Raw genomic sequence first — 22,267 nt, forward strand, 5'->3', positions numbered from 1 at the left:
TTAACCCCCTATTTAATTTGCAGCTTCTTTTTTAATCGTGTCAACAAGTTCATCAAATTTCGAGGCTCTTTTTGTGTATAGAATGCATAGGGTCCAGGTCATCACAAACTGTGCAAAAGCAAATACCCACGCCCAGGTCATAGAAGCAAAAGCTGGTTTGTTTAGGACGGTTGTGTAAGCCGTTAAGATAGGCAAGGTAAAATAAAAAGCAAGAAAAAACAGAGAGAGCGGTAAAATAAAATTGCGTTTTTGTTTCAAAAGCTTTTGAAATGAAGCAGACTGTACAATTTCTGTGTAATCAGGAGAGGAAGAAGCATTGTTTACCTTCTTTAAAGAATTTTCATTCATCGCCAAGCGGAATTCCCCCTTTGATAATAAATAGATGAAGCGAAAAGCTTCATATCACTTGAATTATATTATTTTCGGAATAAAAAGTAAATTCTGTCTTTTTGCGAGAATGGTAACTGTGTAAGTTTTTTAATGTACTGAAGGTTCACAATAAATGCATACTGCCATAATAAAAAAAGAACAACATTCAATACAAAGGAAAAATCATTCGAAAAAGAAATGTTGAAATTAATCCTTAGTTTCTTTTACATATAAGGCTTTTCTTTATTATTTAAACGTTATTTTTTTGTTTGATCTTTTGAAAAATAAAAGAAGATGATGATAAAATCATAAGCACACAATAATGCTTAGATAGGAAACAGGTTGAGAAAGTACGCTATTATTTAGAGATGGTTATAAATAGACAAGATATTATGAAAGATTTCTATATGAATGATATTTTTTCTTTATAGCAAACAAATCATGTGACTACTTATATAAAAGAGGAAAGGTGAAAGAATGGCATTTGGAATTAAACGCCCCGAACTAAACGCATGGAAATCAGCTGTTAAGCGAGGAGAGATCGCATTTTTAACTCATTACTGGCTTGATGAGCGTTTTCCACATGCAACTACCGTAACAAAAGTAGGTTGCAGTGACTTAAATAAGCTGATTAAGTGGGGAAAAAAGTATGGTATTCCCGCTAAGTATATTGATAATCGATCTGGCTATCCTCATTTTGATTTACTAGGCGAGCGTCAGAAAGAAATTATGAAAAAGGAAAATCAGCTGGAGCAGCTGAAGCGATTTGAAGAAGTTAACGAGTGAAAAGCAAAACTAATTTAAAAACTGTAAAAAAATTCTATTGTTAAGGCTTTTTTTATGTTTAAATAGAAAAAACAGTGGAATAGATTAAGAAGAACAATTACGTTATGTATTCTCTCATATAGGGAAAATAACTTAGTTTAGTTTCCTTATTTGATACGATAAAGAGCTTTGTTTTATAATAAAATTGTTGTTCGGATAAAAGGAGGAAGAAGGGCATGTCCGAGGTTGGAACTTTAAAAAAAGGATTAGATATCTTCTCTTTGCTTTTAAACCGTCCGAATATGACTATTCCAGAAATGATGGAAGCGCTCGGTTTTAATAAGAGTACGATGTATCGTCTTGTGAGCACGCTTGAACAAAACGGATTTATTGTAAGAAACCCGTCTAACCGCTATACGGTTTCACCACAACTGGTGCTGGCACTCGTGCAAAATACGATGCATACGAACTATGAAATGAATTGGCTCTCTGTTCCTGCTATGCAGAAACTGAGTGAAGAGACCAAAGAGACCATTTACGCGGGAATTCTCCATCATAAACAAATGGTTACAACTCAGGTGGTCAACGGGCAATATAGCACTCGTACGCATTCCGAAGTAGGAAATAAAAAGCCGCTTCATGCAAATGCTATTGGAAAGTGTATTCTTGCTTATCAAGAGGACAGCGTACAAAAATCTATTCTTCATGAACTTTCGCTTGAAGCTTATACAGATCGAACGATCACCGAGCTGGACGAGCTTGAAGCTGATTTGGCTTTAAGTAAGGAAAGAGGATATGCTGTCGATGATGAAGAACGGGAGCCCGGCGTTCGCTGTATTGCAGCCCCTATTTTCAGAAAAGGAAAAATAATGGCGGCTATTGCTTTATCAGGTCCATCCCTTCGTATTTCACAAGAGAAAGACGAAGAACATGCTGCACTCGTTAGACAGTGCGCAGAACAAATTTCACAAGCAATTACTCTTTACGAATAATTCAACAGTAAAAAAGGGGATGAACAGCAACATGGAAAACTTACAGTCAACGACGACCTTAGCAAACGGCGTTAAAATGCCTTGGTTAGGTTTAGGTGTTTATAAAGTAGAAGATGGTCAAGAAGTTGTAGATTCAGTTAAATATGCAATCAAAGCTGGATATAAAAGCATTGATACGGCTAAAATTTATGAAAATGAAGAAGGCGTGGGACAAGCGATCAAAGAATCAGGTGTTTCTCGCGAAGAACTATTTGTTACATCAAAAGTGTGGAATGCAGATCAAGGATATGACACAACTCTTCAAGCGTTTGAAACAAGCTTAAACAAGTTAGGTCTTGAATATTTAGATTTATACTTAATTCACTGGCCAGTTGAAGGTAAGTATAAGGATACGTGGAAAGCACTTGAAAAGCTTTATAAAGAGGGGAAAATTCGTGCAATCGGCGTATCGAATTTCCAAGTTCATCATTTAGAAGACTTAATTGCAGATGCAGAAGTCAAGCCGATGGTAAACCAAATCGAATTTCATCCACTTTTAACACAAACAGAAGTGCGTGAATACTGCAAAAAACAAGGAATCCAGGTGGAAGCATGGTCACCGCTTGCACAAGGTGAGCTGCTTGACAACGAAGTGTTAACTCAAATCGCTGAAAAGCACGGAAAATCAACTGCTCAAGTTATCTTACGTTGGGACTTACAAAACGAAGTAGTAACTATTCCTAAGTCAACAAAAGAACATCGTATTATCCAAAATGCAGATGTATTTGATTTTGAATTAAATGCAGAAGAAGTTGAAAAAATTAACGCATTAAATCAAAATTATCGCGTAGGTCCAGATCCGGATAACTTTGACTTTTAATTTTAAAACAAGGCTAAAACGTCTTGTAAGATAAATAATAAACAAAGCGCTATTGTCATTCATGCAGTAGCGCTTTGTTTATTAAAAAGTAAATGTGATGGTTGAACGAGGAGGAAAAGTAATGAAAATGTCAGGAAACACTATTTTAATTACGGGCGGAGCGTCCGGAATTGGGTTGGCGCTTGCAGAACGTTTTTTAAATGAAGGAAATGAAGTCATTATTTGTGGAAGAAGGGAATCAAAGCTGCAAGAAGCAAAAGAAAGATTCCCTTCGTTACATACAAAAGTGTGCGACGTATCAATGGAAGAAAGCAGAGTAGAGCTAGTAAAATGGGCGACTGAAACGTTCCCAAAATTAAATGTGATTGTGAATAATGCAGGTATTCAGCAGCGCGTAAATCTTTTACACATGCACGAAGAGTGGCAGTATTATGAAAAAGAACTAATGAGTAATGTAAGTGCTCCTATTCATTTAACGTCGTTATTGATTCCTCATTTCGTTCAACAAGAACGTGCTACGGTTATTAACGTAACGTCCGGACTGTCTTTAACACCTGGAGCATGGGTGCCAATCTACAGCGCAACAAAAGCGGCGTTAAGGTCGTTTACGATTAGTTTAAGACATCAAGTAGAAGAAACAAATACCGAAGTGATAGAAATTCTTCCTCCAGCCGTGAACACGGATTTAGGAGGACCCGGTCTTCATACATTTGGAGCACCGCTTGATGACTTTGCTGATTCGATATTTGAAGAATTGAAAAAAGGTAAAATCGAAATTGGCTATGGAGACAGCGCTAAGAGGCTTCATGCTTCCAAAGAAGAAATTGAGAAAGCTACAGCACAGGCTTGGAATGGATTTTTGAAAAAAAATCCTGAATTTTAAAGGCAGCAAACAACAAGCTTCCTAAACTCGTCAATAGTAGCGGGTCATAAAAAGCGTGTGTCCATAAAATAAATGAACACACGCTTTTTAGCATTAACGATCCACAGTTTGTCTAATTCGTTTTTCCATTTTTTCAAGCATGCGGAGGTACTCATCCTGTTCTTCAGGAGTTAGAGCAAAAAGCATGTCTTGCCAAAATAAATTTCGCTGCTCAATTACATAGTTCACTAATGTTTCGCCAGCCTCTGTTAAGGATATCCATACAATTCGGCGGTCTTTTTGGTCACGTACGCGCTTAATGAGTGCATCATCTTCTAATTGATTTAATAAAATGGTAGTAGCCCCGGAGGTTAGCTTTAGATTTGAAGAAATTTCGGCTACCATACGTTTAGAGCTGACTCCAATGAATTTTAGAATTAAAAATTTCGTAATGGTCAAATTATAGGGCTGCTCACTGATTTTATCTTCCAAGAGCTTTCGCTTGAGTTCAAATAATGAGGTTTTAACTTGGTCAAGTTTTTCTAGTTTATCTATTAACTGCTGATCCATTATAATCACCTTTTCTTTATCATTATAGGTGTTAAACAATTGCTGCTAGTTACCTATTGTGGTTTATGTATATAGGGAGTTTGTTCCGAAAAAAGGAGCTGTTTTGTGTATAACCCTATGCTTATGTATCTAACTTTAAAGTAAAGTAAAGTACTTGTAAAGAAACCAAAACTTTTAAGTTGTATTTCAGTTAAAGATGTAGTAAAGTATTCAGTCGGGAAAACTTTATGAAACATAAATGTTTAGTTTTAAAAATAAATTAAAATCAAAGTTATTTACAACTAAATATCTTTGTGATAAAGTTATCTAGCGTAATACTTAACTGAATGAAATATTAAGGAGGTAAAATAAATGTCAAGAGGGCGTTTAATTTTAATGAACTTTATCGGAATTATTGTAGTATTAGCTTTAATTATTGGTGGGGGATACTATTATATTCAAAAATCTAATTATGTATCTACAGACAATGCAAAAGTGTCCGGCGACCTTTATACAGTAGTAGCGCCAGCGGCAGGTAAAGTAGCAAGCTGGAACATTGAAGAAGGTAAAGATGTTTCAAAAGATGATGAGGTAGCTAAAATCCAATCAGAAGATGGAGAAAAAACAGTTACAGTACCAGAAGACGGTAAAATCATCAAAACACAGGTAAAAGAAAATCAAATGGTTCAAGCTGGTCAACAAATTGCTAGCGAAGTAGATATGAATAACTTATTCATCATTGCAAACATTAAAGAAGACAAATTAAAAGATATTGAAGCTGGCGATGACGTTGATGTAACAGTTGACGGAGATACTAAAACAACAATCGATGGAAAAGTAGAAGAAATCGGTTATGCAACAAACTCAATTTTCTCATTAATGCCAAGCTCTAATTCAGACGGCAACTATACGAAAGTATCACAAACAGTTCCTGTTAAAATCTCTATTTCTAACTACTCTGAAAACGTACTACCAGGTATGAACGCAGAAGTTAAAATCTCTAAAAACTAAGAACGTACATGATTAAGAAGAGAAGAAAGGAGGAAGGAACTGATGTCAGCAAACACGATACAACCAGAGGAAAGCTCAGTTAAAAAGCATATTCCGCTGCTAGTCGTACTTATGCTTGGATTGTTCTTAGCAATCTTAAACCAAACGCTGCTAAATGTTGCGATTCCGCATCTGATTACAGAGTTTGGCGTTACGGCTAATACCGCACAGTGGTTGCTTACAGGATATATGCTTGTAAATGGTGCACTTATTCCATTATCAGCCTATTTAATTGAACGTTTTGGAGTTCGTCGCTTATTCTTATTTGCAATGGCCTGCTTTACAATAGGGGCACTTGTCTGTGGAATTGCGCCTACTTTCTCGATTATGCTAATCGGACGTCTGGTTCAAGCAGTCGGAGGCGGAGTGCTAGCACCTCTAGTTATGACCATTATCGTATTTATTTTCCCTCCTCATATGCGCGGAAAAGGAATGGGTATCTTTGGTTTAGCCATGATGTTCGCTCCGGCAATTGGACCGACGCTTTCAGGATGGGTTATTCAGAACTATGACTGGCACATTTTATTTACGGGAATGGTGCCACTAGGTGCGATCGTACTTATTATTGCAGCTTTTAAATTAAAAGATATTAAACCACCTCAAAATGTAAAAGTAGATCTAATTTCTGTGTTTACATCTCTTGCAGGTATGGCTTTACTTCTATACGGATTCAGTGAAGCTGGAAACGATGGCTGGACGGATTCAGTTGTATTGTCAACGATGATTGGCGGTATTGTCTTATTAATCATCTTTGTCGTGCAGCAGCTTCGACTTAAAAGTCCATTACTTGATGTGAGAGTATTTAAATACAGTATTTTCTCATTATCTAATATTATTAGTATTGCCATCACAATTAGCATGTATGCTGGTATGTTCTTATTGCCAATTTACTTGCAAAATATTCGTGGCTATTCAGCATTTGATTCAGGTTTATTAATCTTGCCTGGTGCACTTGTTATGTTAGTTATGTCACCAATTTCTGGTACGCTGTTTGATAAATTAGGACCGCGCCCATTAGGAATTGTCGGGATGTTGATTACGGTTGTGACAACATTTGAATTTACAAAATTAACGCTAGAAACACCGTTTAGCCATATTGTTATTATTTATATGATCCGTGCATTCGGTATGTCATTATTAATGATGCCAATTATGACAGCTGGTTTAAATCAGCTGCCGGCAAAATTAAGCAGCCACGGTACATCAATGGCGAACACGCTTCGTCAGGTTAGCGGTTCAATCGGTATCAGTCTAATGACTACAATCTTTACAAATCGCACAACATATCATGTAAATGAAATGAGCAGTTCAATGAATACATCTGATCCATTCTTTATGAATAACTTCCAGGTGTTTGTTCAAAAGATTGCTCAAACGCTTCACCTTTCTCAAACTGAGGCGCAAAAACAAGCTTTAACAACTTTAGCTGGAAAAGTTCAAGCGCAAGCAACTGTACAAGGAATTAACGACGCATTTTACTGGACAGTTATTATTGCCATTATTGGATTGATTTTAAGTTTCTTCCTACGTGATGTTCGTAAAGATGCAGTAGTAGAAGTAGAAGAAACAGAAAAAGAAGCAACAGACGATATTCGTATGTTACCGGCACCAAAAGATATGAACTCATAAGCAACGGAGGGATAAAGGATGAAAATTTGTATCGTATATGATAGTGAAGGCGGACATACAGAGGCATTAGCAAAAGCGATTGCTTCTGGCGCCGAGCTGTCTGGAGAAGCAACCGTATATGTAAAGCATGTCGAAGATGCAGATGTACGTGAACTGCCTGAAATGGATGCTATTATTTGGGGCTGCCCAGGGCATTTTGGAACAATTAGTTCAGGGTTAAAAACGTGGATCGATAAATTAGGTTATCTATGGGCAGAAGGTAAATTAATTAATAAAGTAGGTGCGGTGTTCTGTACAACAGCTACAACGCACGGTGGCTTAGAAGCGACGCTTTTAAATTTAATTACACCTATGCTTCATCAAGGTATGATTATCGCTGGGTTACCAGGTAACATCCCAGAAAATGCGCTTTACGGTACTTATTACGGTGTTGGAATTACTTGTCCAATCGAAGGTGACGAATTATTAACAGAGAACGACCAAGCGCTAGGTAAAGCATTAGGAGAACGTGTTGTTCAAGTGACTAAACGAATGACACAAGGACAGTAGGTGACGGTATGTTAGGTATTTTACTGATCGTTGTAGCTGTGATTCTGGTTATACTAATTATTACAATGAATGCCAAAGCATCATCTTCTAAGCGCCAGCGTCCAGTTCCACCTAAAAAAGAAGCGGCTGCTTCAAATGCTCCTAAAGAACGAAAAGCAGAAGAGAAAAAAGTAGCAGAAGAAAAACCTGCAGCACCAAAAGAAGAGCCAAAAGAGCCGCAGGCGAAGACGGAAACAAGAACATCTAGACATAAGAGAGAAAAAGATGTCATGAACGATGATATGTATCGTCAAGTGCTGCAAAAGTTTAGAGAAGGCGAAAAAGACGACACGGTTTTTACAAAAGAAGAACGTGACGTTATGAATGATGACGCTTTTCGTAAAGCTTTAAGATCGTTTAAGAAAAACGATAGTGAATGAGTTTCTTCTATTATAATAGTACGGAATAAAGTAGATAGAAAATAGGGTATAAGCATTCCGCGAAACCAGCCGCTCTCCCCAGGCTAGGTTTCGCTTGGAGTGCAGCAGGGGGCTGACATGTTAACATCGACTCCCTGATTATAAGAAAGGGGACGTCAAAACATGGAACAGCTCACATTTATTGAAGAGGTCCAGAGAATTTCGATATCCCTTAACAAAAAGGTAATGACGGAGATAAAAGAAAGGTTACTTTCACAAGGGATTACACCTTTTCAATATCATATCTTATTAATTATCGGTAAGTGCAGTCACATTGGGGTAACCAAGCTGGCAGAAGAGATGCGCGTCAAGCCTAGTGCAATTACTCCTGTTATTAATCGCTTAATAGACTTAGAGTTAGTTTCACGCTATCACTCTAAAGAGGATCGTCGTAAGGTAAACATTGAGTTAACTGCTAAAGGTGAACAAGTGATTGAAGAAGCAAATGAAATTGTGCAAAAGATGATTGCTCATTTCTTTTCTTGCTATGAACCGAAAGATCAAGAGCAATTTTTGAAATTATTTAAGAAACTAGACGCTAATATCTAATGAAAGAAAAATCACTTCTTAATGGAGTGATTTTTTTTAATAAAAAGATTGTCAACTTCACTTTTCCATGTTATCATTTGTGTAAACGGTTACATATATGAAAGGAGGGAAATAAAGTGGTAACAATTCGCGATGTAGCAAAAGAAGCAGGCGTGTCCGTTGCGACCGTTTCGCGCGTTTTAAACAGTACAGGATATGTAAAAGAAGACACACGTGTGCGAGTAATGAATACAATTCAAAAATTAAACTACAGCCCTAACGAGGTAGCCCGTTCGCTTTATACACGTGAATCGCGTTTGATTGGTCTCTTGCTTCCAGACATTACAAACCCTTTTTTCCCTCAGCTTGCACGAGGAATAGAAGATGAAGTACATAGCCATGGATTTCGTTTAATTCTTGGCAATAGTGATGAGCAGTTAGAGAAAGAATTAACCTATCTCCAAACGTTTACGCAAAACCATGTAGTAGGTATGATCACGGCAACAACAAGTCTAGCTCAGAAACTATATGAAGGTCTTACATTTCCCGTCGTGTTTTTAGATAGAAGTTCTGATCAGTATCCATCCGTTTATGCTGATGGTTTTGAAGGTGGAAAACTTGCTGCAGAAGAAATAATCAAAAGAGGAAGTAAAAGAATTACACTTATCAAAGGTCCAGTAAATGTAAAGCCTGCCCAGGAACGTTTTCAAGGCTCTTTGTCTGTTTTGAGTCAGTCTGATGCAGACTTTTACGTATTAAATACAAATTCTCTAGCGTTTGACGATGCGCAGAAATGGGCAAAGGAAATCTTTCAAAAGTACCCTGAAACGGACGGGATTATTGCAAGTAATGACATTGTAGCCACAGCCGTTTTACACGAGGCGTTTCGATTAGAAAAAAGCGTGCCTGATGATCTACAAGTAATTGGTTTTGATGATATTCCGCAAAGCCGCTTTTCGTTTCCAGCGCTGTCTACAATTCGTCAGCCTGCTTATGAAATGGGCAAGCAAGCAGCAGGTCTGTTAATGAAATGCATTAAGAAAGAACCTTTAATTCAAAAGCAAGTACAACTACCCGTTACGTTTATTGAACGAAATACGACACGAAAGGTTGAGGAACATGGCTAAAGTAACTGTGATTGGAAGTTCATCAATGGATTTAGTAGTAACATCAAATATTCGTCCTGGAGCTGGAGAAACAGTGTTAGGAGAATCATTCAAAACCGTTCCTGGAGGAAAAGGAGCGAACCAAGCTGTTGCAGCAGCCCGTCTTGGAGCTGATGTGAGTATGATTGGGTGTGTGGGCGAAGATCATTACGGAAAAGCAATCCTGGAGAATTTCAAATCAAACGGTGTATCTGTGGAAAATATGAAACCGGTTACAGATTCAGATAGCGGAACAGCTCACATTATACTCGCTGAAGGAGATAACAGCATTGTAGTTGTCAAAGGAGCAAACGATTATATTACTCCAGACTACGTAGAAAAAGCAAAAGAAAAAATTAAAGAAGCTGATATCGTACTTATTCAGCAAGAGATTCCAGAAGAAACGGTTGAATATGTTGCTCAGCTTTGTCAGGAACTTAAAGTACCGCTTTTGTTAAATCCAGCGCCTGCAAGACCATTAAAAGCAGAAGTGATTGAAAAAGTTTCTTACATCACTCCAAATGAACATGAAGCAGAGCTTTTATTTGAAGGAAAAGAAAAAGAAGAAGTATTAAAACAATATCCAAATAAATTGTTTATTACAGAAGGAAAACAAGGTGTACGCTATTTTAACGGCGAGAAAGAAGTATTGGTTCCTTCTTATCAAGTAGAAACGATTGATACAACAGGAGCAGGAGATACATTTAACGCAGCGCTTGCCGTGGCACTTGCCGAAGGAATGAGTTTTGAAAAAGGAATTCAGTTTGCTAATCGCGCAGCTTCGCTATCCGTCACTAAATTTGGTGCGCAAGGCGGTATGCCGACTCGAAAAGAAGTGGAGGAGAGTCTGTAAATGAAACGTCACGGAATAATTAACAGTCATATTACGAAAATACTAACAGATCTAGGTCATACAGACACTATTGTCATTGCAGATGCAGGGTTACCTGTTCCTAGTGACGTGCCTAAAATTGATTTATCTTTAAAGCTAGGAGTGCCTAGCTTTGAAGATGTAGTAGTAGCTGTGTTAGAAGATATGGCTACAGAAAAAATAGTGATTGCTTCTGAAATGAAAGAAAGAAATCAAAAGGCTTACGAGTTGATGGAGAAGCAAAACATCTTAGTAGAAGAAGTATCGCATGAACAATTAAAAATGCTGACAAGCAAAGCGAAAGTTGTGATTCGTACAGGAGAAGCAACTCCTTATGCAAACTGCATTTTACAAGCGGGAGTTATTTTTTAAAAGAGGTGAACAGCATGCATATTGCAATGAGAGGGATTCATAAAGCCTTTGGAGCAAACCGTGTACTAAGGGGCGTGGATTTTGAATTACATGAAGGTGAAGTTCACGCACTAATGGGGGAAAATGGAGCGGGGAAATCTACGCTGATGAATATTTTAACCGGCCTTCATAAAAAAGATGAAGGGCAGATTCTGATTGATGGCAAAGAGACGTATTTTCAAAATCCAAAAGAAGCAGAACAAAACGGAATTACCTTTATTCATCAAGAGCTGAACGTTTGGCCTGAAATGACGGTGCTTGAGAACTTATTTATCGGCAAAGAATTAAAAACGCCTTTAGGTTTTTTAAAAACAAAAGAAATGAAAGCGTTAGCAAAGAAGCAGTTTGAAAAATTAGCTGTGACCATTCCTCTTGATCAAGAAGCGGGACTTTGTTCTGTCGGACAGCAGCAAATGATTGAGATAGCCAAAGCGCTGATGACGAATGCAAAAGTCATTATCATGGATGAGCCAACTGCAGCGCTTACTGAAAGAGAAATTCAAAAGTTATTTGACGTAATTAATGCGCTGCGAAAACAAGGTGTATCGATTGTCTATATTTCACATCGTATGGAAGAGATTTTCGCTATTTGTGATTCCATTACGGTCATGCGTGACGGACAGACGGTAGACAAAAAGCCGATTCCAGAAACCAGCTTCGATGATGTTGTTCGCAAAATGGTAGGAAGAGAGCTAACGGATCGATTTCCTGCTAGGACATCTCCTAAGGGAGACGTTGTATTTGAAGCAAAAGGCTTGGAGAGAAAAGGTGTATTTCAAAACGTTTATTTTTCAGTGCGATCAGGAGAAATTGTCGGTGTTGCGGGGCTAATGGGAGCTGGACGAACCGAAATTATGCGCGCTATCTTCGGGCTGGATCCGTTAGAAAAAGGCGAAATTATCTTAAATGGCCAGCAGGTCAACATCACAAAGCCCGATCAAGCCATCAAATTGGGTCTCGGTTTTATTACAGAAGACCGTAAGACAGAAGGGCTTGTCCTAGATTTTTCTATTCGCGAAAACATTGCACTTCCGAGTCTATTCAGCTTTTCGCCAAAAGGCTTTATTGAACAAAAAAGCGAGCAGCAATTCGTAGATTTACTTATTAAACGTTTAACGATCAAAACCGAGTCGTCTGAGACGAGTGCGGGTAACTTATCGGGGGGAAATCAGCAAAAAGTAGTTATTGCCAAGTGGATTGGCATTGGACCAAAAGTGCTGATTTTGGATGAACCAACTCGAGGAGTTGACGTCGGGGCAAAGCGTGAAATTTATCAGCTTATGAATGAACTGACAGACAGAGGCGTGGCCATTATCATGGTGTCTTCAGAGCTTCCGGAAGTACTCGGCATGAGCGATCGCATTTTGGTTGTGCATGAAGGGAAAATAACAGGCGAACTGACAAGTGAAGAAGCAACTCAAGAAAAAATTATGACATTTGCAACAGGAGGTCAGTAAAATGAAAGCAAACACAGCGATAAAAGAAAATCGCGTTGATAACGTGATGCAAAAGTTAGGTCCGTTACTAGGTCTATTTATTCTTATTGTCATTGTATCGATTTTAAATCCAAGCTTTTTAGAACCTTTAAATATTTTAAACTTGCTGCGTCAAGTAGCCATTAATGCCTTAATTGCATTCGGTATGACATTTGTCATTTTAACAGGCGGAATTGATTTATCGGTTGGCTCTATACTTGCTTTATCAAGTGCGTTAATGGCAGGTATGATTGTGTCAGGTGTAGATCCTATTTTAGCTATTTTAATAGGATGTGTGTTAGGAGCTGTAATGGGTATGATTAACGGCTTGCTTATTACAAAAGGAAAAATGGCGCCGTTTATTGCAACGCTAGCGACGATGACAATTTTTAGAGGGTTAACGCTTGTTTATACAGATGGAAATCCGATTACGGGCTTAGGCGAAAACTATTACTTCCAGTTATTTGGCCGCGGCTATTTTCTAGGTATTCCTGTTCCGGCAATTACGATGGTACTAGCGTTTGCTGTCCTATGGGTGATTTTGCATAAAACGCCGTTTGGCCGTAGAACATATGCAATCGGGGGAAATGAAAAAGCAGCATTTATTTCAGGAATTAAAGTACCAAAAGTTAAGGTTATGATCTACTCACTAGCAGGATTATTGGCAGCGCTATCAGGAGCGATTTTGACTTCTCGTTTGAACTCTGCTCAGCCAACGGCAGGTACGTCTTACGAGTTAGATGCTATCGCTGCAGTAGTACTGGGTGGAACAAGCCTTTCTGGAGGACGTGGACGCATTGTTGGAACATTAATTGGTGCGCTGATTATCGGAACGTTAAACAACGGTTTGAACTTACTCGGCGTTTCGTCATTTTACCAAATGGTCGTAAAAGGAATTGTTATTTTAATCGCGGTATTAATTGATCGCAAAAAGTCAGCTTAGGAGGGAAAAACATGAAGAAAATTTGGCTCGTGCTATTATCATTTTCATTATTACTGTTAGGGGCTTGTTCACTTCAGCCTCCTGAGTGGGCGAAACCATCTGAAAGTAAAAATTTAAAAGATATTAAAATTGGTTTATCCGTTTCTACATTAAACAATCCGTTCTTTGTTTCGCTAAAAGAAGGGGTACAAAAAGAAGCAAAAAAACTGGGCATGGAAGTAGTTGTAGTAGATGCTCAAAATGATTCAGCAAAACAAATTAACGATGTAGAAGATTTAATGCAGCAAGGTGTTAATATTCTGCTTATTAACCCAACGGATTCAGCTGCTATTTCAACAGCTGTACAATCGGCTAATAATGTAGGTATTCCAGTTATTACGCTAGATCGTTCAGCAGAAAAAGGAAAAGTAGAAACCCTGGTAGCTTCAGATAATGTAAAAGGTGGTCAAATGGCTGCTGATTACATTGTGAAAAAAGTAGGGGAAAAAGCTCAAGTAGCAGAACTTGAAGGCGTGCCGGGAGCTTCAGCAACTCGTGAACGAGGAAAAGGGTTCCACAACGTTGCGGATCAAAAGCTAGATATTACGGCTAAACAGTCGGCTGATTTTGACCGTACAAAAGGCTTAAACGTTATGGAGAATGTTCTTCAAGGAAATCCTGGTATCAAAGCCGTATTTGCTCATAATGATGAAATGGCATTAGGAGCTATTCAAGCGATTAACAGCTCAGGAAAAGATGTGCTAGTAGTAGGGTTTGATGGAAACGACGATGCAATTAAAGCGGTAAAAGAAGGGAAGCTAGGAGCAACTGTAGCCCAGCAGCCTGTTTTAATTGGTAAACTTGCCGTAAAGTCTGCTAAAAATGTTCTTCAAGGCAAAAAGGTAGATAAGCAAATTCCAGTGCCTTTAAAACTAGTAACCTCTGACAAATAATGGTTTTGTACGTGTGTAGAAAAAAGACGCTCATTTGATTTATGGGCGTCTTTTTATGTATATAAAGTGTAAAAAAGAAGTGAAAAAGTCACAACTTTATAAATAGTGTAGGAATTATGTAGGTGGAATTTATGTAATAAAAAGTAAAAAACACCGAAAAAAGACGGTAAAACACATAATTTTCTGTGAAAAATTTGTAATATACCTGTAACAATAAGCGTTTATTTCTATTTTTAAAGAGCAATTTTGCCCTGTTTATGACAAAAATATATCTTTTTTAATAAACAGTAAACCTCTCTATCAAGGGATTTTGGTGATGAATTCCCAGAAAGAGATTCTTGGTTATACAGATTATGGGAAACTTTTAACTGTATTGTAACATAAACAGATAGTTTTTTATGGTATAACTATGTCTATGAGGAAAGGGGACTATTACTTTATGAAAATTTTTAAGCGTATGACTCTTGCAGCAGTCACAGGAATTTTCTTCATGACCGGCATCACAGAGACTCACGCCCAATCGAATGAAGAAGCGCTCCAGAGTACTGAAAATAAAATTAAAGAAACAGAAAAGGCTGTTCAACAAAAAGAGAAAGAGAAACAGTCTATCAATTCAGATGTTCAAAACATTCAATCACAATTAAATTCATTACATACAGTAATCTCTAGCAATAAAAAAGAGTTAGCATCGACTGAAAAGCAGATTTCAGAAGCGAACAAAATGATTGAGAAAAAGAAAAAAGAAATCGTTTTGCTTCAGGAAAAAGTGTTAAGTCGTAAAGATATTATTGAAAATCGATTAGTTGCTTTACAGCAAGACGATAAAACAAGCGTTGTTATTGATACATTAATGAATGCTGATAACTTTGGAGATTTTGTTGCACGTATGGGTGCTGTCACAACTTTATTGTCAGCAGATAATGATATTTTAAAGCAGCATCAAAATGATTTAGATCAAATTGAAAAAGATAAAAAAGAAATTGATAAGCAAGAAAAAGTATTAGAAGCAGCAAAAGGTAGCTTAGCGGCTAAACAAGCTGAATTAGATAAAAACGTTGCCAAACAAACGGCAACGTTAACAACTATGCAAGAAAAGTACAGCACGGTCGTAAATGAAATTGATGCAGCTTCTTCTGAAAAAGCAAACCTTCAGTCTGAATTAACAGGCATTCAAGATAAGATTGCAAAAGAAAAAGAAGCAGCTCAAAAGCAAGCTGAGCAAGTGGCAAAACAGCAGGCAGCTGAACAGGCTGAGGCTGATGCAGAAGCAAAGCGTCAAGCTGAACTAGCAACAGCTAAAAAAGAAGTAAAAACAGAGCCAAAACAAGAAGTAAAAACAGCTGCAGCTACAGAGAAGAAAGCAGCCGTTTCTTCAGAAGCAAAAGAAACGAAAAAAGAAGAAAGCACACAAAAGCATTCTGGAAAAGAAATGTATGTAGAAGCAACAGCTTATACAGCTAATTGTGCAGGGTGTAGCGGTGTAACAGCCACTGGACAAAATGTAAGTTCAGGCACTCATAAAATTATTGCGGTAGATCCATCCGTTATTCCATTAGGTTCAAAAGTATATGTAGAAGGATACGGAGTAGCAACAGCAGGTGATACGGGCGGTGCGATTAAAGGATATCGAATTGACGTATTAGTACCTTCTGAGTCAGCTGCAAAAGCATTCGGACGTCGTACAGTGAAAATTACGGTGTTAAATTAAAGAAATAGACTGGAACAAAAATATTTTAGTTGCAGGAAAATCCGAACGATGAATCGTTCGGATTTTTTCATTGTTGTAGTGAACGTAGGCTTCATCTAGTTAGTTGCTTCTAGCTGTTGATTGGAGGGGAAGGTGAAGACTCCTGAGGGAAAAGAGGAAGTGATGAGACCCCGCAGGAGTGTACGCGACGAGGATGCTCATCGGTCGCCCGCGGAAACGAAGCCTTGCATGGAAATTAACAGTGGTGTCACAAGTGATCTATACCAGCTCATTACTCCCATTTGTTCGTCTTCGGATTAGGTGGATGTAGTTATGTCTCAATCTCTTTTTTGCATGTTTGGTGAGCAAGTTGCTAGCTAATCTATACTCTTTTCGTTACCATACAATAAAGTAAATGGAAGAAAAGGAGTGGGTAAAATGAAGATAGTCGACCCAGCGGTACAAAGTGCAAAAGACAATTATCATTTGTTAACAGGTGTCGTCATTCCCCGGCCGATTGCGTTTGTTACAAGTCAAAACGATGACGGTATAGTGAATGCCGCGCCGTTTAGTTTCTTTAATGTAGTTGCGGCAGAGCCTCCGCTGATTGCTGTTTCGGTTTCGAGAAGTGAAGGTCAAATGACGAAAGATACGGCCAAAAATATTAGTGCATCTAAAGAATTTGTAGTTCATCTTGTAGACGAAAACTTAGTGGAACAGGTGAATCAAGCGGCATCTTCTTATCCTTCTTCCGTCAGTGAAGTCGAAGAAACAGGGTTAACACTAGCACCGAGCAAAAAAGTGCAGGTTCCTGGAATTCAAGAAGCCAGCATTCGGATGGAGTGTAAGCTTCACCAAATTGTTCCATTAGGAACGGATGAGGCATACAGCTCAGATTTGTTTATCGGTGAAGTTGTGATGTTTCATATTAGTGAAAAAGTGATAGAAAACGATCGCGTTTCTGCAGAACGTGTGAAGCCAGTCAGCCGACTTGCGGGTTCTAACTATAGTAAATTGGGGCAATTATTTTCCTTAGAACGTCCCAAATAAGCAAGAAAGTGTTACTTATGTAGCAAAAAAATAGTATACATTGGATTTTTTTAAATAAGCGATTGTGTTCTGTTTCAACAACGACAGTACATTCGCTTTTTTTCATGAACGAAAAAGTTAATAGAAACCATAATAACAAAATCAATTTAGAAAAAGGCAAAAATGTAAGGTTTTTGGCTTTTATATTTACCATTGAGGAAAAGGATATTCATTCATATAATTTAGATTAAGTAAATTGTATACGCTTTCAATATACAGAATTATTTTTCAATAATTCTCTCGAGAAAGAATTATGAGCGTTTACAAAAAAACTTGCCACACTAGGAGACGAGATTATAGGAGGGGTATTCATTGAAACGTTGGTTTAGTTTAATCAGTTTTGCACTCATTTTAACCCTAGTACTTGCAGGATGCGGAGGAAAGTCCGCTAATGAAACAAGTGGTAGCGGTGGAAAAGAAGTTGTTGCATGGGCTTGGAATATTAACGTACCAGTATTAAAGAAAGCAGCAGCAGAATACCAAAAAGAGAATCCAGGGTTTAAATTAAAAGTAGTGGATATGGGACGTGAAGACGTTTATTCAAAATTAACAACAGGATTGCAAGCTGGCGGAAAAGGCCTTCCTGATATTGTATTAGTAGAAGACGATCGTTTCCAAGGATACTTGGATGCATTTCCAAAAGCATTTTTAAACCTATCTAAAAAAGGATTTGATAAGCAAGAAGATAAGTTTCCAGAGTTTAAGAAAGCTCTTTTATCAAAGGATGGGAACATGTACGGCTTCCCGTTTGATGCAGGTCCAACAGGCGTTTTCTATCGCACAGATTACTTTGAAAAAGCAGGCGTAGATCCAAACAGTATCAAAACATGGGATGATTACATTGCGGCTGGTAAGAAAATTAAAGAAAAAGTTGGTGTTGATTTACTAGGTTTAGATTTTAATAATGACGATGGCTTATTCCGAATGGCGCTGACGCAGCAAGGTACGTTCTATTTTAATAACAAAGGAAAGTTGAATTTAACTTCTAAAGAAGCGAAAAAAGCAATGGAGTTAAATAAGAAGTTAAAAGAAGCAGGCATTGTTAAAAATACAGTGGGCTGGGATGCTTCAATCAGTGCTTTAGCAGAAGGTAAAGTAGCAAGTTCACCATCTGGTGCTTGGCTATCCGGTTCTATTACGCAGCAGGCTCCGGATTTAAAAGGAAAATGGGGAGTGTTTTTATTACCTTCGTTTGAAGAAGGAGGCAACCGTGCTTCTAACTTAGGCGGAAGCAACTATGTGATTTCAGCAACTAGTCAAAAAGCAGATGAAGCGTACAAATTTATGGAGTATTTCTCAACAACGGATAAAGTTCAAGAAGAAGCGATGAAGGGCGGATTATTCCCATCATTAAATACCGTATATTCTTCAAAATTATTCACTGCACAAGATGAGTACTTTAACAATCAAACGATTTGGAAAACATTCGCAGATGAAATGAAAGATATTAAGCCGGTTAACTTTACGGGCAATTACTCAGTTGCAAACAGTGAAGCAGTCAAAGCTGTGTCAGAAGTAACAAATGGTAAGGGCGTTACAGACTCGCTTGAAGCAGCTCAAAAACGCTTAGAAAACCGAATTCAAAAATAATCAAGAAGCATAGAAGGTGATTTCTAGAAAATTGCCTTCTATCTCTTCTTCTTGCGGTACTAGGAGGTCATCATGAAGACAAATAAATCGTTGCCTTACTTATTTATTGCTCCAGCACTTTTGCTGTTCGCGCTGTTTACAATCTACCCTATTTTTTCATCGTTTGTTCTAAGCTTTCAGAGTATGGAAGGCGGAAAGTATGTATTTACCGGGTTATCAAACTATACACGTTTGCTCGGAGATGATATTTTCTGGAAAGCCCTTGGAAATACGGGTATCATTTTAATCGTTCAAGTACCCGTTATGATTTTATTAGCGCTTGTACTAGCTAACGCGTTAAACAGTCAGCTTTTAAGACTAAAAGGTTTTTTCCGAGTTTCGTTTTTCTTGCCGGCGGTAACGTCACTAGTTGCCTACTCTATTTTGTTTTCAATCATTCTTCAAGATGAAGGAATTATGAATACTATTTTAGGATTTTTCGGTATTGATGCCATTCAGTGGCTGGGAGATCCATTTTGGGCTAAAGTCTCAATCATCGTTGCGATGACTTGGAGATGGACAGGTTATAACATGGTTATTTTTCTAGCAGCTCTTCAAAGTTTATCTCATGAAGTTTACGAAGCAGCTGATTTAGACGGAGCAAATCGTATTCAAAAGTTTTTCCACGTAACGGTTCCACAATTAAAACCCGTTATCTTGTTCGCTACTATTTTATCGACAATTGGCACGCTTCAATTGTTTGACGAACCTTTTAACTTAACAAAAGGCGGCCCTGCTGATTCAACGATGACGCTAGGCTTATATATTTATCAAAATGGCTTTAAATACTTTGATTTTGGATATGCATCAGCCATTGCGTACGTTGTTGTATTATTAGTTGGTATTTTAACGTTCTTCCAATTTAAATTTACGGGTGATAAATCATGAGTGTATTAGAGAGAGTAGAAGCAACCGCAGTAGCTACCGTGCCTAAGGTTAAAAAGAAAAGTAACATCATGCGCAAAATAGGATTATACAGCATGCTTGGGCTGTTCACGATTATTTCTATTTTTCCTTTTTACTGGATGATTATCGGCGCTACGAATGAATCAGGAAAAATGTTTACAAACCCTCCAACGCTGAAGCCTGGCGATCAATTTATGACAAATCTACAAAATTTAAATGCTTCAATTGATTTAGGGCGCGTCTTTTTTAACTCAGTATTTGTTTCAGTCGTGTATGTGATTGTAGCTTTAATGGTCTGCTCCACAGCTGCATATGCCCTATCTAAATTTGAATTCAAAGGCCGAAACGCAATTTTTACTACGCTTTTATTGTCTATGATGATTCCATATCAAGCAACGCTCATTCCGCTTTTTCAGCTGATGTCGAATTTTAATTTGCTTGATACGTATTTTGCACTTATTGTTCCGCAGCTGTGCTTTCCGTTTGCTATCTTTTTATTACGTCAGAACTTTTTAGCTTTTCCAACGGAACTTATTGAAGCAGCTCGTTTGGACGGAGCTGGAGAGATGAGAATCTTTTTAACTATTGTGCTTCCTTCTATGAAGCCTGCTATGGCTGCAACAGCTATTTTCTTATTTATGACACAGTGGAATAACTTTATGTGGCCTCTAGTTGCGACTACATCTAACGAAATGGCTACATTGCCAGTTGCTCTTTCAAGCTTAATTGGCTTATCGATTATTGATTACGGTCAAGTAATGATGGGGGTAACGATTGCAACCATTCCAATCATTGTTTTCTTCCTGGCACTTCAGCGTCATTTTATTTCAGGAATGCTTGGAAGTGCAGTAAAATAAAAGCAGAAGCTCCTACTATAGGAGCTTTCTCAATGAACAGGGGGAGAGAAGATGGGAGAAATACCTGTAGGAGTTCAGCTTTATACGCTGCGTGAAGAAACGAAAAAAGATTTTAAAGGAACGCTTCAAAAAGTAGCTGCTTTAGGATATCAGGGGGTAGAATTTGCAGGGTACGAAGGATATACAGCGCAAGAAGTAAAAGCATGGTTAACGGATTTACAGCTGAAGCCAGCTTCTAGTCATGTGCCGCTTGAACAATTAGAATCTAATTTAGCGCAAGTGATTCACTTTGAACAGCAAATTGGAAATTCACATATTGTTTGTCCTTATTTAATGCCTGAACGACAAACTGAAAAAGGATATCACGTGCTTATTGATTCTTTAAATGATATTGATACGTATTGTAAAAAAGAAGGCATGTCGTTTAGCTATCATCATCATGATTTTGAGCTGAAGAAATTGTCAACTGGAAAGTCAGCTCTCCAAACAATCTTAGAAGAAACTGAGGTAAACGTAGAGCTGGACATTTATTGGCTGACTAAAGCAGGCGAAGATCCAGTGGAGTGGATGAAGCATTATCAAAATCGTACGCCTTTTATTCATTTGAAAGATATGACAACAGACGGCGAGCAATTTTTTGCTCCTCTTGGTACCGGAGGAGTAGATGTAAAGGCTGTAATGCAAGAAGGACATAGAGCAGGCGTAAAATGGTGGATCGTTGAACAAGATCAATGCATAGAAAGTCCTCTTAGCAGCATTAAAAAAAGCTTAGCATATATCAAATAAAAAACGGACAGACAGCGTCTGTTCGTTTTTTTATTGATAAGCTGGAGTCCACTCAATTTCTCCGCACTTATTCGTATAATCAATATTTACCTCAAAGTTATGTTTTTCATAAAAATGAATCAATCTTTCGAGATGATCCCAATCGCGCTCAGCGATATCGCCTTTAATGATATGAACATTTTGATCAACCGCTACTTCTTTTAAATAATTCATACATACAGAGCCATATCCCTTATTAGCGGGCCCTTTAATGTCACCAATAAAAATCGTGTGATTATCTTCATATACGCTATCGATGGCAAAATCCCAAGCCCCTCTATAGGCTTTTGTACATTCATTTAGCATAATTTTACATGCGTTTCCGTCATTTTGTGCCGATACAATAACTAACTGATTATCTTCAGGCTGATCGACACCAATAACTTCATACTTTTTAGCAATTTCTTTTAAATTATCCTGCATGCGAAATAGCTGAAACTCTAAATCATCAAGTGTTTCTTTTAGTTCTTCTGCATTCTGGTTTTTTTCTGTAAGCTGAGTAAACATTTTATACTCCTTTCCGTCTGTTTTCGGTCTAAGTGCGCCTATGACAAAGAGGACACGGTGTATAAAGCGAAACTTTATTTAGCAAAGTATCTACCTTAGTAAAAATATAAAAAGGAAAGAACCTGATTTGATTGATTATTCATCAAAACGGCTGCTTTCCTTAACATTCACTTTTAAATTTTTCACAACGTGTATAAGGGTAACAAAGACTCATTAATTTTGTCAATAAGGTTGTAGGTCTATTTATAAAGAAGATAACAGGTCATTTTGCTTATTTGGAAGAAAAAATAATGAGTGAAAAAAGAATCATTTTAAAGTAAAATCATTAGAGGAAAAGTATGGTTAAAAAGGAATTGATTTTCATTTGAAAAAACATACTT

The 22,267-nt window shown here is 37.7% G+C and carries 25 protein-coding genes; 22 read left to right on the plus strand and 3 right to left on the minus strand.

Translation table 11 applies throughout. The annotated features are described in order from the left end of the window. Positions 1-12 precede the first annotated feature (12 nt). Positions 13-348 (minus strand): DUF485 domain-containing protein, encoded by a 336-nt coding sequence (locus ACN6NE_RS15595; protein WP_034275644.1) that lies wholly within the window; start codon positions 346-348, stop codon positions 13-15. 498 nt (positions 349-846) lie between these two features. On the opposite strand from ACN6NE_RS15595, the gene ACN6NE_RS15600 reads away from it, so the two are divergent. From ACN6NE_RS15600 to ACN6NE_RS15615, 4 genes are all read left to right on the plus strand, one after another. Continuing rightward, positions 847-1,155, plus strand: coding sequence for a hypothetical protein (locus ACN6NE_RS15600; RefSeq protein WP_129706521.1), 309 nt, complete (start codon positions 847-849; stop codon positions 1,153-1,155). A gap of 215 nt (positions 1,156-1,370) precedes the next feature. After that, positions 1,371-2,126 carry an IclR family transcriptional regulator gene (locus tag ACN6NE_RS15605; protein WP_057241481.1) on the plus strand — a complete coding sequence of 252 codons (756 nt, stop codon included), beginning with the start codon at positions 1,371-1,373 and terminating at the stop codon, positions 2,124-2,126. A gap of 31 nt (positions 2,127-2,157) precedes the next feature. Then, positions 2,158-2,985: an aldo/keto reductase gene (locus ACN6NE_RS15610; protein ID WP_474325868.1), complete on the plus strand. Its 828-nt coding sequence runs from the start codon at positions 2,158-2,160 to the stop codon at positions 2,983-2,985. Positions 2,986-3,106: 121 nt separating this feature from the next. Beyond that, a complete protein-coding gene (locus tag ACN6NE_RS15615) occupies positions 3,107-3,868 on the plus strand; it encodes an SDR family oxidoreductase (RefSeq protein ID WP_474325870.1) in 762 nt (253 codons plus the stop codon). Between the two features lie 93 nt (positions 3,869-3,961). On the opposite strand, the gene ACN6NE_RS15620 is transcribed toward ACN6NE_RS15615, so the two are convergent. Continuing rightward, complete coding sequence (locus ACN6NE_RS15620) at positions 3,962-4,417, minus strand: MarR family winged helix-turn-helix transcriptional regulator (RefSeq protein ID WP_016763199.1); 456 nt, start codon at positions 4,415-4,417, stop codon at positions 3,962-3,964. A 351-nt stretch (positions 4,418-4,768) separates the two neighbouring features. Between ACN6NE_RS15620 and ACN6NE_RS15625 the strand changes: the two genes are divergently transcribed. The 18 genes from ACN6NE_RS15625 to ACN6NE_RS15710 all read left to right on the plus strand — a co-directional run bounded on the left by ACN6NE_RS15625 (position 4,769) and on the right by ACN6NE_RS15710 (position 21,341). Continuing rightward, positions 4,769-5,407 (plus strand): biotin/lipoyl-containing protein, encoded by a 639-nt coding sequence (locus ACN6NE_RS15625; RefSeq protein ID WP_028412179.1) that lies wholly within the window; start codon positions 4,769-4,771, stop codon positions 5,405-5,407. Positions 5,408-5,449: 42 nt separating this feature from the next. Further along, positions 5,450-7,075 carry a DHA2 family efflux MFS transporter permease subunit gene (locus ACN6NE_RS15630; RefSeq protein WP_025749715.1) on the plus strand — a complete coding sequence of 542 codons (1,626 nt, stop codon included), beginning with the start codon at positions 5,450-5,452 and terminating at the stop codon, positions 7,073-7,075. A gap of 18 nt (positions 7,076-7,093) precedes the next feature. Next, a complete protein-coding gene (locus tag ACN6NE_RS15635) occupies positions 7,094-7,624 on the plus strand; it encodes an NAD(P)H-dependent oxidoreductase (protein WP_013055626.1) in 531 nt (176 codons plus the stop codon). A gap of 8 nt (positions 7,625-7,632) precedes the next feature. Next, positions 7,633-8,043, plus strand: coding sequence for a hypothetical protein (locus ACN6NE_RS15640; RefSeq protein WP_474325872.1), 411 nt, complete (start codon positions 7,633-7,635; stop codon positions 8,041-8,043). A 162-nt stretch (positions 8,044-8,205) separates the two neighbouring features. Then, entirely contained in the window at positions 8,206-8,631 is a 426-nt protein-coding gene (locus tag ACN6NE_RS15645) for a MarR family winged helix-turn-helix transcriptional regulator (protein WP_013055628.1), read from the plus strand. 116 nt (positions 8,632-8,747) lie between these two features. Continuing rightward, positions 8,748-9,737 (plus strand): LacI family DNA-binding transcriptional regulator, encoded by a 990-nt coding sequence (locus ACN6NE_RS15650; RefSeq protein WP_013081939.1) that lies wholly within the window; start codon positions 8,748-8,750, stop codon positions 9,735-9,737. Beyond that, the gene (rbsK, locus tag ACN6NE_RS15655) at positions 9,730-10,608 is read left to right on the plus strand and encodes a ribokinase (RefSeq protein ID WP_474325874.1); all 879 of its coding nucleotides are present in this window, start codon (positions 9,730-9,732) and stop codon (positions 10,606-10,608) included. Before ACN6NE_RS15650 ends, rbsK begins: the two co-directional genes overlap by 8 nt. After that, complete coding sequence (gene rbsD / locus ACN6NE_RS15660; protein WP_129706533.1) at positions 10,609-10,998, plus strand: D-ribose pyranase; 390 nt, start codon at positions 10,609-10,611, stop codon at positions 10,996-10,998. It begins immediately after the preceding gene. 14 nt (positions 10,999-11,012) lie between these two features. Further along, a complete protein-coding gene (locus ACN6NE_RS15665; RefSeq protein ID WP_129706535.1) occupies positions 11,013-12,494 on the plus strand; it encodes a sugar ABC transporter ATP-binding protein in 1,482 nt (493 codons plus the stop codon). A 1-nt stretch (position 12,495) separates the two neighbouring features. Then, the gene (gene rbsC / locus ACN6NE_RS15670; protein ID WP_025749709.1) at positions 12,496-13,455 is read left to right on the plus strand and encodes a ribose ABC transporter permease RbsC; all 960 of its coding nucleotides are present in this window, start codon (positions 12,496-12,498) and stop codon (positions 13,453-13,455) included. An 11-nt stretch (positions 13,456-13,466) separates the two neighbouring features. Then, positions 13,467-14,387 (plus strand): ribose ABC transporter substrate-binding protein RbsB, encoded by a 921-nt coding sequence (gene rbsB / locus ACN6NE_RS15675; RefSeq protein ID WP_013055634.1) that lies wholly within the window; start codon positions 13,467-13,469, stop codon positions 14,385-14,387. Positions 14,388-14,826: 439 nt separating this feature from the next. Further along, positions 14,827-16,095: a 3D domain-containing protein gene (locus ACN6NE_RS15680; RefSeq protein WP_129706537.1), complete on the plus strand. Its 1,269-nt coding sequence runs from the start codon at positions 14,827-14,829 to the stop codon at positions 16,093-16,095. A gap of 132 nt (positions 16,096-16,227) precedes the next feature. Next, positions 16,228-16,395 (plus strand): hypothetical protein, encoded by a 168-nt coding sequence (locus ACN6NE_RS15685; RefSeq protein ID WP_165351685.1) that lies wholly within the window; start codon positions 16,228-16,230, stop codon positions 16,393-16,395. Between the two features lie 117 nt (positions 16,396-16,512). Next, positions 16,513-17,124, plus strand: coding sequence for a flavin reductase family protein (locus tag ACN6NE_RS15690; protein WP_129706539.1), 612 nt, complete (start codon positions 16,513-16,515; stop codon positions 17,122-17,124). Between the two features lie 351 nt (positions 17,125-17,475). Next, positions 17,476-18,753 carry an ABC transporter substrate-binding protein gene (locus tag ACN6NE_RS15695; RefSeq protein ID WP_129706541.1) on the plus strand — a complete coding sequence of 426 codons (1,278 nt, stop codon included), beginning with the start codon at positions 17,476-17,478 and terminating at the stop codon, positions 18,751-18,753. A gap of 72 nt (positions 18,754-18,825) precedes the next feature. Continuing rightward, positions 18,826-19,680 carry a carbohydrate ABC transporter permease gene (locus ACN6NE_RS15700; RefSeq protein WP_013055639.1) on the plus strand — a complete coding sequence of 285 codons (855 nt, stop codon included), beginning with the start codon at positions 18,826-18,828 and terminating at the stop codon, positions 19,678-19,680. Between the two features lie 68 nt (positions 19,681-19,748). Continuing rightward, on the plus strand, positions 19,749-20,555 hold the full coding sequence (locus ACN6NE_RS15705; RefSeq protein ID WP_474326631.1) for a carbohydrate ABC transporter permease: 807 nt from the start codon (positions 19,749-19,751) through the stop codon (positions 20,553-20,555). A gap of 51 nt (positions 20,556-20,606) precedes the next feature. Beyond that, positions 20,607-21,341: a sugar phosphate isomerase/epimerase family protein gene (locus ACN6NE_RS15710; RefSeq protein ID WP_129706543.1), complete on the plus strand. Its 735-nt coding sequence runs from the start codon at positions 20,607-20,609 to the stop codon at positions 21,339-21,341. Positions 21,342-21,371: 30 nt separating this feature from the next. Here the strand turns inward: ACN6NE_RS15710 and ACN6NE_RS15715 are convergent, their stop codons facing one another. Continuing rightward, complete coding sequence (locus ACN6NE_RS15715; protein WP_129706545.1) at positions 21,372-21,887, minus strand: GNAT family protein; 516 nt, start codon at positions 21,885-21,887, stop codon at positions 21,372-21,374. Between the last annotated feature and the right edge of the window lie 380 nt (positions 21,888-22,267).

The sequence above is a fragment of the Priestia sp. 53B2 genome, assembly GCF_056099005.1.

Excerpts from the sequence above, each read along its gene's own strand:
- rbsB (WP_013055634.1), top strand. The coding sequence starts at position 13,467 with ATGAAGAAAATTTGGCTCGTGCTATTATCATTTTCATTATTACTGTTA.
- ACN6NE_RS15665 (WP_129706535.1), top strand. The coding sequence starts at position 11,013 with ATGCATATTGCAATGAGAGGGATTCATAAAGCCTTTGGAGCAAACCGT.
- ACN6NE_RS15635 (WP_013055626.1), top strand. The coding sequence starts at position 7,094 with ATGAAAATTTGTATCGTATATGATAGTGAAGGCGGACATACAGAGGCA.
- ACN6NE_RS15640 (WP_474325872.1), top strand. The coding sequence starts at position 7,633 with ATGTTAGGTATTTTACTGATCGTTGTAGCTGTGATTCTGGTTATACTA.
- ACN6NE_RS15705 (WP_474326631.1), top strand. The coding sequence starts at position 19,749 with ATGCGCAAAATAGGATTATACAGCATGCTTGGGCTGTTCACGATTATT.
- ACN6NE_RS15630 (WP_025749715.1), top strand. The coding sequence starts at position 5,450 with ATGTCAGCAAACACGATACAACCAGAGGAAAGCTCAGTTAAAAAGCAT.
- ACN6NE_RS15595 (WP_034275644.1), bottom strand. The coding sequence starts at position 348 with ATGAATGAAAATTCTTTAAAGAAGGTAAACAATGCTTCTTCCTCTCCT.
- ACN6NE_RS15605 (WP_057241481.1), top strand. The coding sequence starts at position 1,371 with ATGTCCGAGGTTGGAACTTTAAAAAAAGGATTAGATATCTTCTCTTTG.
- ACN6NE_RS15620 (WP_016763199.1), bottom strand. The coding sequence starts at position 4,417 with ATGGATCAGCAGTTAATAGATAAACTAGAAAAACTTGACCAAGTTAAA.
- ACN6NE_RS15625 (WP_028412179.1), top strand. The coding sequence starts at position 4,769 with ATGTCAAGAGGGCGTTTAATTTTAATGAACTTTATCGGAATTATTGTA.
- ACN6NE_RS15700 (WP_013055639.1), top strand. The coding sequence starts at position 18,826 with ATGAAGACAAATAAATCGTTGCCTTACTTATTTATTGCTCCAGCACTT.
- ACN6NE_RS15710 (WP_129706543.1), top strand. The coding sequence starts at position 20,607 with ATGGGAGAAATACCTGTAGGAGTTCAGCTTTATACGCTGCGTGAAGAA.
- ACN6NE_RS15610 (WP_474325868.1), top strand. The coding sequence starts at position 2,158 with ATGGAAAACTTACAGTCAACGACGACCTTAGCAAACGGCGTTAAAATG.
- rbsK (WP_474325874.1), top strand. The coding sequence starts at position 9,730 with ATGGCTAAAGTAACTGTGATTGGAAGTTCATCAATGGATTTAGTAGTA.
- ACN6NE_RS15690 (WP_129706539.1), top strand. The coding sequence starts at position 16,513 with ATGAAGATAGTCGACCCAGCGGTACAAAGTGCAAAAGACAATTATCAT.
- rbsD (WP_129706533.1), top strand. The coding sequence starts at position 10,609 with ATGAAACGTCACGGAATAATTAACAGTCATATTACGAAAATACTAACA.
- ACN6NE_RS15645 (WP_013055628.1), top strand. The coding sequence starts at position 8,206 with ATGGAACAGCTCACATTTATTGAAGAGGTCCAGAGAATTTCGATATCC.
- rbsC (WP_025749709.1), top strand. The coding sequence starts at position 12,496 with ATGAAAGCAAACACAGCGATAAAAGAAAATCGCGTTGATAACGTGATG.
- ACN6NE_RS15715 (WP_129706545.1), bottom strand. The coding sequence starts at position 21,887 with ATGTTTACTCAGCTTACAGAAAAAAACCAGAATGCAGAAGAACTAAAA.
- ACN6NE_RS15680 (WP_129706537.1), top strand. The coding sequence starts at position 14,827 with ATGAAAATTTTTAAGCGTATGACTCTTGCAGCAGTCACAGGAATTTTC.
- ACN6NE_RS15615 (WP_474325870.1), top strand. The coding sequence starts at position 3,107 with ATGAAAATGTCAGGAAACACTATTTTAATTACGGGCGGAGCGTCCGGA.
- ACN6NE_RS15600 (WP_129706521.1), top strand. The coding sequence starts at position 847 with ATGGCATTTGGAATTAAACGCCCCGAACTAAACGCATGGAAATCAGCT.